Origin of the sequence: Streptomyces sp. CB00455 (assembly GCF_001905445.1) — a bacterium.
Classification (GTDB): domain Bacteria; phylum Actinomycetota; class Actinomycetes; order Streptomycetales; family Streptomycetaceae; genus Streptomyces.
In genome coordinates this window covers 78,932-92,111 of the sequence record NZ_LIVQ01000009.1, presented here as the reverse complement: position 1 = coordinate 92,111, position 13,180 = coordinate 78,932, and the positions used below count along the sequence as shown (strand labels likewise).

Below are 13,180 nucleotides of genomic sequence, written 5' to 3'. Positions count from 1 at the left end.
CCCGTCACCGCACACCTCCGGCCCGGGGCCCGGCGACGCTCTCCGGCAGGTGCAGCCGGGCCAGCGTGGCCGCCGTCCCACCCGGGATCCGCGCCGGCGTGGCCAGCGACACCAGCACCATCGTCAAGAAGCCGAGCGGCACCGACCAGACCGCCGGCCACGCCAGCACCGTGTGCACCCAGCCCGCCGGGGCCAGAGCGCCCCGGGTCGCCAGGACCGCGCTCAGCGCCGCCCCGCCGCCCGTCACCAGCCCTGCCACCGCGCCCGGCGCAGTCAGCCGGCGCCACCAGATGCCCAGCACCAGCAGCGGACAGAACGACGACGCCGACACCGCGAAGGCAAGCCCCACGGCATCCGCCACCGGCACGTCACGGGCCGCCACGCTCCCCGCCAGCGGCACCAGGACCGCCACCAGTACCGCGAAGCGGAAACTGCGCACCCCGCGCGCCCGCAGCACGTCCTGGTGGAGCACTCCGGCCACCGCCACGGTCAGCCCCGAGGCCGTCGACAGGAACGCCGCGAAGGCGCCCCCCGCCAGCAGCGCCCCCAGAAGCTCCCCGAGCAGCCCGCCCAGCACCCGTTCGGGCAGCACCAGCACGGCCGCGTCCGCATGGCCGGTGAGGGCCAGTTCGGGAGCGTAGATCCGGCCCAGTGCCCCGTACACCGGGGGCAGCAGGTAGAAGACGCCGACCAGCCCCAGCACGACCAGCGTGGTGCGCCGGGCCGCCCGGCCGTCGGGGCTGGTGTAGAACCGCACCGCCACGTGGGGCAGGCCCATCGTGCCGAGGAACGTGGCCAGGATCAGCCCGTAGGTCGTGTACAGCCGGTACTCCCGGCGGTCCCCGGACAGCGGCTCCGACCAGCCGAAGGCCCCGGCCCCGGCCGCCGCCCGGGTGTCCGGGACGGGCACCCGCGGTTCGAACTCCAGCCGCGTACGGGCCCCTACGGAGTGCTGCCCGGCCGTGAGCATCAGCGGCGCCGCATCGTAGGCCCGCCCGTCCACCTGCCCGCTCACCGTCAGGACGAGCGGCGCTCCCACCGACAGGCGTACGTCCTCGGCCAGGGTCACCGAGGTGTGCTCGCGGAAGACGGCTGGAGCGTCGAGCCCCGCCCGCGGCGCGCCGTCCCCGGCCCAGGCCGCAAGCAGGAAGAAGGCCGGCACCAGCAGGGCGGTCAGCTTGAGCCAGTACTGGAACGCCTGCACGAAGGTGATGCTGCGCATCCCGCCGGCGGCCACGACCGCACCCACCACAGCGGTGACGAGCATTCCGCCCGCCCAGTGCGGGGCCCCCGTCAGGATCTCCAGGGTCAGCCCCGCGCCCTGCAACTGCGGCAGCAGGTACAGCCAGCCGACGCCGACCACGAACAGCACCGCGATCCTGCGCACGGCCCGGGACTCCAGCCGGTCCTCGGCGAAATCGGGCAGCGTGTAGGCGCCCGAGCGGCGCAGCGGGGCGGCCACCAGGACGAGCAGCACCAGGTACCCGGCCGTGTAACCCACCGGGTACCAGAGCATCTCGGGCCCCTGGAGCAGCACCAGCCCCGCGACGCCGAGGAAGGAGGCTGCGGAGAGGTACTCCCCGCTGACGGCCGCCGCGTTCAGGCGGGGCCCCACCGTGCGGGAGGCGACGTAGAAGTCGGAGGTGGTCCGGGATATCCGCAGCCCCAGCGCCCCGAGCAGCACGGTGACCAGGACGACGACGGTGACGGCGGTCAGCGCGTACGTCTGGTTCACCGGTGCCGGTCCTTCGCCAGGGGTGGGGTGAGCGGAGTCTATGCACGTCCGCGGACCGGGCAACAGGCATTGCGCGCGGCAGTGGTGGGACGGCCGGGCCGCGGGAGGCCGACGAGGCTCGGGGGCGGCCCCCCCCGGGGGCGGGGCGCCGGCCGGCCGGGACCGTCCCGCGCCCGGCCCCGGTGTCAGCCGGTCGCCCGGCGCATCAGCAGGTCCCGCAGCTCCCTCGCGTGCCTGCGGCTCACCTGGAGTTCCACCGCACCGACCCGGACGCTGGTGGTGCCCGCCTCCAGCCGCAGCTCGTCGATCCGGGACAGCGCTACCAGGTGACGGCGGTGGATCCGTACGAACCCGTGCGCCGCCCAGCGCTCCTCCAGCGTGGACAGCGGGATCCGCACCAGGTGGCTGCCCTCGCCGGTGTGCAGGCGGGCGTAGTCGCCCTGGGCCTCGACGTACGCGATGTCGGCGATCGCCACGAACCGTGTGACACCGCCCAGTTCGACGGCGATCCGGTCGGGCACCCGGTCGCGGCGGCCGGCCCCGACGGGTCCGCCCGGCAGCCCTCCGGCGGACACCGCCGCCTCCCCGGGCCGGCCCAGCAGCGCGTACGCCCGCCGTACGGCCTCGGCCAGCCGCTCCGGCCGGACGGGCTTGAGCACGTAGTCCACGGCCTTGAGGTCGAAGGCCTGTACGGCGAAGTCCTCGTGGGCGGTGACGAAGACGATCAGCGGCGGCCGGGCGAACCCGGCCAGCAGCCGGGCGATGTCCAGCCCGGTCAGCCCGGGCATGTGGATGTCGAGGAAGACGACGTCGATCCCGTCGGCGCCGTCCGGACCGGCCTCCAGCGCCCGGGTGATCCGGCGCAGGGCCCCGGTCGCGTCCGAGGCGCCCTCCGCGCTGCGCACCCGGGGATCGGAGCGCAGCAGGTAGAGGAGCTCCTCCAGGAGCGGCTTCTCGTCGTCGACGGCCAGTACGCGCATGCGGCGACTCTAGGGGGTGTCCTGCCGGCCGGGCGGGGCCCGGGGCGTGCTGATCGGGCCGGCCCGGCAGGACACCCTCAGGGGGCCGCTCCGCCGCGGTGGGGTGGTGCGGGGTGGTGCGCGGCCCCCGCCCGGGGGGAAGGGGGCGGGGGCCGCGCGGTCCGGGTGGGGGTTACCGGGCGGTGATCAGCTTGCCGTCGGGGGACACGGCGTACCAGGTGCCGCCCACGCCCTGGCCGTTGACGTCGCCGGGCTTCTTGTCGCCGGTGAAGGTGTAGACGGGCCAGCAGTCGACCGTCTGCTGCTTCTTGCCGTCGGGCCGGTCCAGCACCAGGTAGTTCCGCTCGGTGATGCCCTTCGCGGCGGCCTTGTCGACCGGGGGGACGACCGGCCACTTGGCCACGCAGTCGCCGGCGCACTGGGAGACCATCGGCCATGCCGTGTCCGGCTTGAACCGGTAGACGGTCATGCCCTTGCCGTCGACGATGTGGTCGCCGAGTGCGGGATCCTTCGCCACGGACAGACCCGCCCCGGCCTCCGCGGCCCCGGCCTCCGCAGCCCCGGACGGCGCGCCCCCGGCCTCCGTGGCCCCGGACGGCGCCGGGGCGGCAGAGGCCGCCTTCGCCGCCTTCTTTCCGTCGGGGGCGAAGGCGAACCACACCCCGCCGACGCCCTGGCCGTTGAGATCGCCCGCCCTGGCGTCCTTGGCGTAGCGGTAGACCGGCCAGCCCGCCACCGTCAGCTGCTTGGTGCCGTCACCGCGCACCACCTCGCCCAGCAGCGCCGGGTTCGTGCCCGCCGCCGCGGCGGCGTCTTGGGCCGCGACCGCCGGCCAGGTCTTGGCGCAGTCCCCTTCGCAGTTCGACTTCGGCGGCTTGGCGGTGTCCTTGTCGAAGCGGTAGAGGGTGAGCCCGGCGCTGTCGGTCAGGACCGGCCCCAGCTGCTCGCTCGCGGCCACCGCCAGCTGCCCTGCGGGACCGGCCGCGGTGGTGCCGTCCGCCGCTGCGTAGGGGGCGGGGGCGGAGGCGCCCCCGGCCGGCTCGGCCGCGCCCGCGGCCTTGTAGTCGGTCGGGCCGCAGGCGCTCGCCGCCAGGACGACGGCGATCGCGGCCGCGGCGAGGGTGGTTGCGCGCTTCATGCCCATCTTGATCTCTCCCACGTGTGGTGTCTGCTGTGCCGTCGCCCCGGCGGCGGCAACTGTGCCCAGGACACGCCCTGGTGGGAGAAGGTCGTTCAAGGCGAATGGTGTGGGCTGTTTCACTCACCCCGCGGCGAACCCGGCGCGCCGCAGCGCCGTGACCACAGCGAGGCCGAGCACCCGGTGTCCGGCGTCGTCGGGGTGCAGTCCGTCCGCCAGGTGCTCGGGTCCCAGCAGGTCCCGGCCCGGGAGCAGGGCCAGGTGCCCGTCCCCGGCGGCGATGCGGTCGCGGGTGGCGCGTTCCATGGCGTCGCGCAGAGCGCCGAGGGTCGCGCCGATCCGGTTCGGGGTGCGCTCGGCGTCGGGCCGCAGGACGGGGGAGACCAGCAGGAGCGGGGTCCGCGGGTGGCCCTGGCGGACGAGGTCGAGGAACGTGCGCGTGGTCTCGTACAGCAGGGGCGCGGAATAGGGCACCTGGGACCAGCAGTTGGTGCCGAAGGCGAGGGTGAGGACGTCGGCGGGCAGGCCGGCGAGCTGTTCGGCCGTGGCCAGCTCGCCGCGGGCGCCGCCGGCGTAGCCGAGGTTGACGACGTCCCAGCCGAGGGCCCGGGCCGCCACCGCGGGCCATCCGTGGGCGGGCCGGGTGGACCACCAGCCCTCGGTGATGGAGTCCCCGTGCACGACCCACCGCGGCGCGGGCGGGGCCGGTGCGAGGGGGCCGCCGATCCCGCGCAGGCCGAGGATCCGCGGCGACCGGCCCTCCGGCGGGTACACGGTGAAGGGGCCGGTTCCGCCGCGCAGTTCGATGCGTACGACGGCTTCCTCGGCCGGTTCGGTGAACTCCTCGGCCACCACCCCGTGCCGGTCCCAGAGCGCGAAGCCGTGTGCGAGGCCGTTCAGGGCGTCGGCGGGCTCGGGTACGGCGGCCCGGTAGCGGATCTCCACCGCCCGAGCGGTCCCGGTGGTGAATTCGAGCCGGACCCCGATGGGCAGGGCGGCCCGCTCGCGCGAGTCCCAGGGCAGCCTCATCGTGTCGGCAGGGTCCGCCCGGACGGGACGCCCCCCGTCCAGCCAGGCGACCCCGCGCAGGAAGGGCTGCGGGTCCTGCCACCGCTCGTCCGCTTCGGGTGGTCTCACTGTCGGCCTCCGGTCGTCGGATACGGGCTCCCTGGCGGCACGCTGCGGCAGATCTGGCGAGGTGTCAAGAACAATGATCACGGACGCCTGCGCAGCGATCGATCATCCGTACGCAACAAAGGACCATCCGGGACAGATCCGCGCAACGATCGTGCGCCAATGTGCAAGGATGGTGCATTACGGGCACTATCACTCAGCTCGTAGGCTCACTCGCTGTACGTGGAGTGGCGTGGACCGCCTGCTCGGCGGTCCCCCATGCCCAGGCTCATGCCTGCTCCTGCTCCGGACCGCTGCGGTCGATGCCTGACAGTCCCCATCCGCAGTGAAGAAGGAGTTCCCTCGTGCTCGACCAAGGCCAGGCGCCACCCGTCACGACCGAGCCCCGCAGGCCCGCAAGCCCCCTGCTCCGCCGCAAGCCGGTCGAGCAGCTGGTCGCCGAGGGCGGCCAGGGCGAGGGCGGCTCGCTGCGCCGCTCGCTCACCATGTGGCAGCTGACCATGATCAGCATCGGCGCCACCCTGGGCACCGGCATCTTCGTCGTCCTCGGCACCGCCGCCCCCAAGGCGGGCCCGGCCGTGACGATCTCCTTCGTGATCGCGGGCCTGACCGCCCTGTTCTCCGCCCTGTCCTACGCGGAGCTGGCCGGCTCCGTCCCGGTCTCCGGGTCCTCGTACTCCTATTCCTACGCCACCATGGGCGAGCTCGTCGCCTGGGTCTGCGGCTGGTGCCTGGTCCTGGAGTACGGCGTGTCCGTCGCGGCGGTCGCCGTCGGCTGGGGCGAGTACCTCAACGAGCTCCTCGACGGGACGATAGGGATCACCATCCCCGACGCCGTCGCCGCCCCGCTCGGCGAAGGCGGCTTCATCAACCTGCCGGCGCTCGTCGTCGTCCTGCTCGCCATGGTCTTCCTGATGCGCGGCGCCAAGGAGAGCGCCCGGGTCAACACGATCATGGTCGGCGTGAAGATCGTCACCCTGATGCTCTTCATCGGCATCGGCTTCATGGGCATCAAGGCCGGCAACTACGCCCCGCTCGCCCCGCTGGGCGTCACCGGCATCAGCGCCGCCGCCTCCACGCTCTTCTTCTCCTACATCGGCTTCGACGCCGCCTCCACCGCCGGTGAAGAGGCCAAGAACCCCAAGCGCGACCTGCCCCGCGCGATCATGCTCTCGCTGGCGATCGTCACCGTGCTCTACGTCCTCGTCGCCTTCGTCGCCGTCGGCGCCATGCCGTGGCAGGACTTCGAGGGCACCGAGGCCGCGCTCGCGCAGATCATGACCGACGTCTCCGGCCACTCCTTCTGGGGCGTCGTCCTCGCCGCCGGCGCCGTCGTCGCCATCGCCTCGGTCGTCTTCGCCGTGCTCTACGGCCAGACCCGCATCCTCTTCGCCATGTCCCGCGACGGCCTCGTCCCCAAGGTCTTCGCCAAGGTCCACCCGAAGACCGGCGCCCCCCGCGCCAACGTGGTGATCGTCTCGCTCTTCTGCGGCGCCCTCGCGGCCTTCATCCCGCTCGGCAAGCTGGCCGACGCCACCAGCATCGGCACGCTCTTCGCCTTCGGCCTCGTCAACGTCGCCGTCATCATCCTGCGCAGGACCCGCCCCGACATGCCGCGCACCTTCAAGGTGGCGCTCTTCCCCGTCACCCCGATTCTGGGCGTCCTCGCCTGCGGCTACATGATGTTCAGCCTGGACACCGCCACGTGGATCGTTTTCGGTGGCTGGATGGCCGCGGGCCTCGTGTTCTACTTCCTGTACGGCATCCGCCGATCCCGACTGGCCACAGCAGAGAAGTGATCCGCCCGCAGTGCGACTGAACGATCTCGACGAACGCATCGTGCACGCCCTCGCCGAGGACGCCCGCCGCTCCTACGCCGACATCGGCTCCGAGGTCGGGCTCTCCGCCCCCGCCGTGAAGCGGCGCGTGGACCGGCTCCGCGCCGAGGGGGCCATCACCGGCTTCACGGTCCGGGTGGACCCCGCCGCGATGGGCTGGGAGACCGAGGGCTTCATCGAGATCTACTGCCGCCACAACACCTCGCCGGACGACATCCGGCGAGGGTTGGGGCGGTACCCAGAGGTGGTGTCCGCGTCGACCGTCACCGGCGACGCGGACGCCCTCGTCCAGATCTTCGCCTCCGACATGCGCCACTTCGAGCGGGTGCTGGAGCGGATCGCGGGCGAGCCCTTCGTGGAACGCACCAAATCGGTACTCGTGCTCTCGCCGCTGCTGCGCCGCTTCACCTCGGGCGCGCCGGCCTAGTGCTGTGACCGTCCCGTCCCCGCCCCCGCGGTGCAGGGCGCCGGGGCCGGGCCTCCGGGATCTCAGGGCCGGGCTTTCAGGGCCGGGACCCGGGACCGGCGGCCACTCAGGGCGCCGGGCTTTCAGGGCCGGGACGCGAGGGCCGACTCCGCCGGGGCGAGGAGCGCACGGCGCTCCTCCTCCGTCAGACCGCCCCAGACGCCGAAGGTCTCCCGGGTGCGCAGCGCGTGCTCCAGGCAGGCCGCGCGCACCGGGCACGCGGCGCACACGCGCTTGGCCGCCGCGTCCCGCTCCTCCCGGTCCTCACCCCGCTCCCCGGCGGGATGGAAGAACCGGCCGGACCCCAGATCGCGGCAGGCCGCCCGGCTCTGCCACTGCCAGGAGTGGTGGGCGGCGCCGGGCAGGCGCGAGACGTCGGTCATGGCAGTTCCTCTCCGTGGGTTGTCCCGCGTCTGGCCGCTCGGCGGCCCCCGAAACCCGCCGGGCACCCGCGGCCACCCGACTCCGCCCGGTTCAGGCCTCCTTGGCCGGCGTGCGCAGCCCCAGGAAGTCCGGATTGCGCCGCAGCGTGAAACCCATCGACGCGTACAGCCGCAGGGCGCCGGTGTTGTCCGCCGCCGCGTGCAGGAAGGGGACGTCCCCGCGCTCGCGGACCGCTTCGGCGACCGCGCGGATCAGGCGGTCGGCCAGCCCCCTTCCCCGGTGCTCCGGATGCGTGCACACCGCGCTGATCTCCGACCAGCCCTCCGGACGCATCCGCTCCCCGGCCATCGCGACGAGCCGGCCCTCCTGCCGGATCCCGAGGTACGTGCCCAGCTCGACCGTCCGGTCCAGGAACGGGCCCGGCCGGGTCAGCGCCACCAGCTCCAGCATCTCCGGTACGTCGCCGGGCCCCAGCGCGACGGCCTCGGGCGCCGCCCCGACCCGTACCGTCCGGCCGTCCAGCTGTACGCCCGGCACCGTCATCACCGTTTCCCACCCCGGCGGCGGGGTCAGCAGTCCGGTCACCCAGACGCCCTCGCCGGGCCCGGCCAGTGCCGCCAGGTCCGCCCAGGCGCGCGGGTCCCGGGGATCGGCGAGCGCGGCGAAGGGGCTGGTGTCCCCGGTGTAGCGGGCGGCCAGGCCGGCGGGTCCGTGCTCGGCGAAACCGCGGTGCGGCCCGGTCAGCGCGGACCAGACCGGATTGTCGAGTACCTCGGCGGACATGGGTGGGGCGCTCCTTCCCTCGGCGCGGCGGCGAACCGGTCGCTGCCGCCTTCTTGACGGCCTCCGGCGCCGCCACGAGACTGCGGGGAACGGCCACGATGGCCGGCGCCCGCCGCGGGAAGCGTAACCACCGCGCAGCGGGCCGCCGATGACGGGACGGGGGGACGGGTGCCGGTGGACGAAGCCCGTACGGCTGGCCCGGGGGCACCGACCCTGCGCCGCTGGTGGCTGACCCGACGCCTGCACATCGACCTCCTGCGGGTGTGCAGCGCATTCGGCCCGCGCGGCTGACCCCGTACACGTCCCCGGACGGCTCCCCGGACGCCTCCCCGCACCGCTCGCCGTACCGGACCGCGTGACCCGTACCGGACGCGTGCACCGCGCCGCCCGGGCCGCTTCCCCGGCCGCCCGGGACACCGCGTTGCCCCGGCCGCCCCGCCCGCCCTTCCCCTGCCCGCCGTGCCTGCCCCGACCGCCCCCTGCCGCGAACCGCCCCTGCTCCTGCCCTGGCCGCCCCCGCCCCGCCCGTCCTGCCCCGACCGCCCCCTGCTCCTGTCCCGGCCGCCCCCGCCCCGACCCGCTCTGCGTCCGCCGCGAACCGGCCGCCGGCCGTTCCGCGGCGGACGCCGCCCTGCCCCGCCGCAAGCACGCGCCCGGCCGCCGCCTGCCGCGCCGCCACATCGCACCCGCCCCAGGAGAGCCATGTCGCACAGCGTCCTGCCCCGCACCGCCCCCGCGCCCGCCCTGCGCGGCCGCCTCGGGACCGGGTTCTCGCCCGCCCCGCACCGCTACCACCTCTACCTCTCCGCCGCCTGTCCGCGCTCCCGGGGGGTGGGCGCCGCCCTCACCCTGCTCGGCCTGGAGCGCTCCGTCGCCACCACCGTCCTCGCCGCCGACACCGCGGCCCCGGACCCGGAGCACACCGCCCTGCGCCTGGCGTACGAGGCCGCCGGCCACCACTTCGACGCCCCGCTGACCGTCCCCGCCCTCGTCGACACCTGGAGCGGCCGCGTGGTCTCCAACCACACCCCCGACATCCTGGACGGCCTGCGCCTGCTGGCCGCCCACGCGGCCATGCGCACGGCTCCGTAACGGGCCCCGGCAGGGGCGGCCGCGGGGGCCGCCGCAGGGGCCGCGGGAGCTCCGCGGACCCCGCGCCACCCCCCGCGCAACGAATCACCGGACAGCCCGTACAACACGCAACGAATCGGTGCGCCCAGCGCAACGGTCACGGCTTGTCCGGGTCGAACGCGCGAACGTACCGTCTAATGACCCCACCCCTCCTGCCCCAGAGGTAGTCCATGCCCCCGCTGCGCACCGCCCTCCTCCAGAGCTCCGGACGACTCGGTGACACCGCCGAGAACCTCAAGGCGCTCGACGAGGCCGCGGCGCGCGCCGCACAGGGCGGGGCCGGGCTCCTCGTGACCTCGGAGATGTTCCTCACCGGCTACGCCCTGGACCTCCCCGACGTCGCCGCCCTCGCCGAACCGGCCGACGGCCCGTCCGCCGCCGCCATCGGCGAGATCGCCCGCCGCCACGGGGTCGCCGTCCTGTACGGCTATCCCGAGCGCGCCGGCGACGCGGTGTACAACGCGGCCCGGCTCGTCGGGCCCGACGGAAACCCGCTCGCGAACTACCGCAAGACCCACCTCTTCGGCTGCTTCGAGCAGGACGCCTTCACCCCCGGCGACGCCCCCGTCGTCCAGGCGGACCTCGGCGGCCTCCGCGTCGGCATCATGATCTGCTACGACGTGGAGTTCCCCGAGAACGTCCGGGCCCACGCGCTGGCCGGCACCGACCTCCTCCTGGTGCCGACCGCGCAGATGCACCCCTTCCAGTTCGTCGCCGAACAGCTCGTCCCCGTACGGGCCTTCGAGAACCAGATGTACATCGCGTACGTCAACCGCACCGGTCCGGAAGGCGAGTTCGAGTTCGTCGGACTCAGCTGCCTGGCGAGCCCCGACGGGGTCACCCGCACCCGGGCCGGCCGCGGCGAGGAGCTGGTGATCGGCGAGGCCGACCCCGAGCTGCTGCACGCGTCGCGCACCACCAATCCCTACCTGCGTGACCGCCGCCCCGGGCTCTACGCCTCGCTCGTCTAAGACCTCCGCTTCCCCCCAGTCCCGCCGCAAGGCCGCAAGGAGACGTACCCCCATGACGTCCACGGTGCCCACCACCGCCGTCCCGCACAGCGACGGACAGCCGCCGATCACCATGTTCGGCCCGGACTTCCCGTACGCGTACGACGATTTCCTCGCCCACCCGGCGGGCCTGGGCCAGATACCGGCGACCGAGCACGGCACCGAGGTCGCCGTCATCGGCGGCGGTCTGTCCGGCATCATCTCGGCCTACGAGCTGATGAAGATGGGCCTCAAGCCCGTCGTGTACGAAGCGGACCAGATCGGCGGCCGGCTGCGCACCGTCGGCTTCGAGGGCGCCGGCACCGAGGAGCTGACCGCGGAGATGGGCGCCATGCGCTTCCCGCCCTCCTCCACGGCCCTGCAGCACTACATCGACCTCGTGGGCCTGGTCACCGAGCCCTTCCCGAACCCGCTGTCCGAGGCCACCCCCTCGACGGTCGTGGACCTCAAGGGCGAGTCGCACTACGCCGAGACCATCGCCGACCTCCCGCAGGTCTACCGCGACGTCGCCGACGCCTGGAACGCCTGTCTCGACGAGGGCGCCGACTTCTCCGACATGAACACCGCGATGCGCGAGCGGGACGTCCCGCGCATCCGCGAGATCTGGGCCAAGCTCGTCGAGAAGCTCGACGACGAGACCTTCTACGGGTTCCTCTGCAAGTCCGAGGCCTTCCAGTCCTTCCGCAAGCGCGAGATCTTCGGCCAGGTCGGCTTCGGCACGGGCGGCTGGGACACCGACTTCCCGAACTCCATCCTGGAGATCCTGCGCGTCGTCTACACCGAGGCCGACGACCACCACCGCGGCATCGTGGGCGGCTCGCAGCAGCTGCCGCTGCGGCTGTGGGAGCGCGAGCCGGAGAAGATCGTCCACTGGGCGCAGGGCACCTCGCTGTCCTCCCTGCACGAGGGCGCCCCGCGCCCGGCCGTGACCCGCCTGCACCGTACGGCCGGCAACCGCATCACGGTCACCGACTCGACCGGCGACATCCGCACCTACCGCGCGGCGATCTTCACCGCCCAGTCCTGGATGCTGCTGTCCAAGATCGAGTGCGACGACACGCTCTTCCCGATCGACCACTGGACGGCGATCGAGCGCACCCACTACATGGAGTCCAGCAAGCTGTTCGTCCCGGTGGACCGGCCGTTCTGGCTGGACAAGGACGAGGAGACGGGCCGCGACCTCATGTCGATGACCCTGACCGACCGCATGACCCGCGGTACCTACCTGCTGGACAACGGTCCGGACAAGCCCGCCGTCATCTGCCTCTCGTACACCTGGTGCGACGACAGCCTCAAGTGGCTGCCGCTGTCCGCGAACGAGCGGATGGAGGTCATGCTGAAGTCCCTGGGCGAGATCTACCCGAAGGTGGACATCCGCCGCCACGTCATCGGCAACCCGGTGACCGTGTCGTGGGAGAACGAGCCCTACTTCATGGGCGCGTTCAAGGCCAACCTGCCGGGCCACTACCGCTACCAGCGGCGCCTGTTCACCCACTTCATGCAGGACCGCCTCCCCGAGGACAAGCGCGGCATCTTCCTCGCGGGCGACGACATCTCCTGGACGGCCGGCTGGGCCGAGGGCGCCGTCCAGACCGCCCTGAACGCGGTCTGGGGCGTCATGCACCACCTCGGCGGCTCCACGGACGCCACCAACCCCGGTCCGGGCGACCGCTACGACGACATCGCCCCGGTCGAGCTCCCGGAGGACTGACCTCCCGCAGGACCGCTCTTCCGCAGGACCGCCCTTTCCGCAGGACGGCCTTCCGGCGGGCCGGTCCCCCCAAGGCCACGGGCCGCCCCCGCGCACGAACGCGGCGGCGGCCCGTACTCATACCCGCAGCGCGGCCGGACGGCAGAGGGAGAGCGCGGGCACGACCGTCGGGGTGAGCAGACAGCGGCCGACCAGGCCGACGCCCGCGTCCAGCGACTCCCGGAACTCCTCGGCCAGTTCGGGGGAGCGGCGCAGCGTCCACAACAGGCGGGCCGCCGCCCACGCGCCCGCGCGGGCGCGTTCCAGGCTCCACGAGCCGACCAGGTGGGTCAGCGGGTCGGCGATCTCCAGCAGGTCCGGGCCGGGCATCAGGTCCTCCCGGATGTGCTCCTCCAGCGCGACGAGGGTCTCGCCGATCCGGTCGAAGTCGGCTTCGAGCGCCGCCGGTTCGCACTCCAGGGCGCGGCAGGCCGACACCACCGCCAGCGCCAGGTCGTGGCCGATGTGCGCGTTGATCCCGGCCAGGGCGTGCTGGAGCGGGCGGATCCCGGGATGGCGCCGGTACTGGATCAACGGCCGCCAGCAGGCCGGGGGCCGGTCCGCCTCCACCGCCGCCAGGTACCGCTCCGCGAACCGCACGCCGAGGGTCTGCGCCCGCCGCGGCGCCGGGAACTCCCCGCGCGCGATCCGCCGGTGCAGGGTCTGCGTCACGGTCAGGTAGACCCGGTTGAAGACGGCGACACCGTCCTGCGGCGGGAGCCGTTCGTCCAGGGCGCGCATCCGCGCCAGCACCGCTTCCATGGGGGCAGGGTCGCAGGCGACGGCGCCGAACAGGGGAACTTGGCCGTACGCGTCGCCGGTTCGGGCGAA

General features: G+C 73.8%; 12 protein-coding genes. 5 read left to right on the top strand and 7 right to left on the bottom strand.

The window, feature by feature from the left end:
- Positions 1–4 precede the first annotated feature (4 nt).
- The 4 genes from AMK16_RS28830 to AMK16_RS28815 all read right to left on the bottom strand — a co-directional run bounded on the left by AMK16_RS28830 (position 5) and on the right by AMK16_RS28815 (position 4,990).
- Complete coding sequence (locus tag AMK16_RS28830; protein ID WP_073920261.1) at positions 5–1,735, bottom strand: sodium/solute symporter; 1,731 nt, start codon at positions 1,733–1,735, stop codon at positions 5–7.
- Between the two features lie 185 nt (positions 1,736–1,920).
- A complete protein-coding gene (locus AMK16_RS28825) occupies positions 1,921–2,715 on the bottom strand; it encodes a LytR/AlgR family response regulator transcription factor (protein WP_073920260.1) in 795 nt (264 codons plus the stop codon).
- 172 nt (positions 2,716–2,887) lie between these two features.
- On the bottom strand, positions 2,888–3,859 hold the full coding sequence (locus AMK16_RS28820) for an SCO0930 family lipoprotein (RefSeq protein ID WP_073920436.1): 972 nt from the start codon (positions 3,857–3,859) through the stop codon (positions 2,888–2,890).
- Between the two features lie 117 nt (positions 3,860–3,976).
- Positions 3,977–4,990: a GDSL-type esterase/lipase family protein gene (locus AMK16_RS28815; protein ID WP_073920259.1), complete on the bottom strand. Its 1,014-nt coding sequence runs from the start codon at positions 4,988–4,990 to the stop codon at positions 3,977–3,979.
- Between the two features lie 341 nt (positions 4,991–5,331).
- Between AMK16_RS28815 and AMK16_RS28810 the strand changes: the two genes are divergently transcribed.
- Entirely contained in the window at positions 5,332–6,786 is a 1,455-nt protein-coding gene (locus tag AMK16_RS28810; RefSeq protein ID WP_073920258.1) for an amino acid permease, read from the top strand.
- Positions 6,787–6,796: 10 nt separating this feature from the next.
- Complete coding sequence (locus AMK16_RS28805) at positions 6,797–7,252, top strand: Lrp/AsnC family transcriptional regulator (RefSeq protein ID WP_073920257.1); 456 nt, start codon at positions 6,797–6,799, stop codon at positions 7,250–7,252.
- Positions 7,253–7,374: 122 nt separating this feature from the next.
- On the opposite strand, the gene AMK16_RS28800 is transcribed toward AMK16_RS28805, so the two are convergent.
- Together AMK16_RS28800 and AMK16_RS28795 are read right to left on the bottom strand one after the other, a co-directional pair.
- The gene (locus AMK16_RS28800; protein ID WP_073920256.1) at positions 7,375–7,674 is read right to left on the bottom strand and encodes a WhiB family transcriptional regulator; all 300 of its coding nucleotides are present in this window, start codon (positions 7,672–7,674) and stop codon (positions 7,375–7,377) included.
- Positions 7,675–7,765: 91 nt separating this feature from the next.
- A complete protein-coding gene (locus AMK16_RS28795; protein ID WP_073920255.1) occupies positions 7,766–8,458 on the bottom strand; it encodes a GNAT family N-acetyltransferase in 693 nt (230 codons plus the stop codon).
- 702 nt (positions 8,459–9,160) lie between these two features.
- Here AMK16_RS28795 and AMK16_RS28790 point away from each other — a divergent pair.
- The 3 genes from AMK16_RS28790 to AMK16_RS28780 all read left to right on the top strand — a co-directional run bounded on the left by AMK16_RS28790 (position 9,161) and on the right by AMK16_RS28780 (position 12,310).
- A complete protein-coding gene (locus tag AMK16_RS28790) occupies positions 9,161–9,550 on the top strand; it encodes a hypothetical protein (protein WP_073920254.1) in 390 nt (129 codons plus the stop codon).
- Positions 9,551–9,759: 209 nt separating this feature from the next.
- Positions 9,760–10,560, top strand: coding sequence for a carbon-nitrogen hydrolase family protein (locus AMK16_RS28785; RefSeq protein ID WP_073920253.1), 801 nt, complete (start codon positions 9,760–9,762; stop codon positions 10,558–10,560).
- Between the two features lie 52 nt (positions 10,561–10,612).
- Positions 10,613–12,310, top strand: a complete 1,698-nt coding sequence (locus AMK16_RS28780; protein ID WP_073920252.1) for a flavin monoamine oxidase family protein — start codon at positions 10,613–10,615, stop codon at positions 12,308–12,310.
- A 117-nt stretch (positions 12,311–12,427) separates the two neighbouring features.
- Here AMK16_RS28780 and AMK16_RS28775 read toward each other — a convergent pair whose 3' ends face one another.
- Positions 12,428–13,111 (bottom strand): DUF5995 family protein, encoded by a 684-nt coding sequence (locus AMK16_RS28775; RefSeq protein WP_073920251.1) that lies wholly within the window; start codon positions 13,109–13,111, stop codon positions 12,428–12,430.
- Positions 13,112–13,180 lie beyond the last annotated feature (69 nt).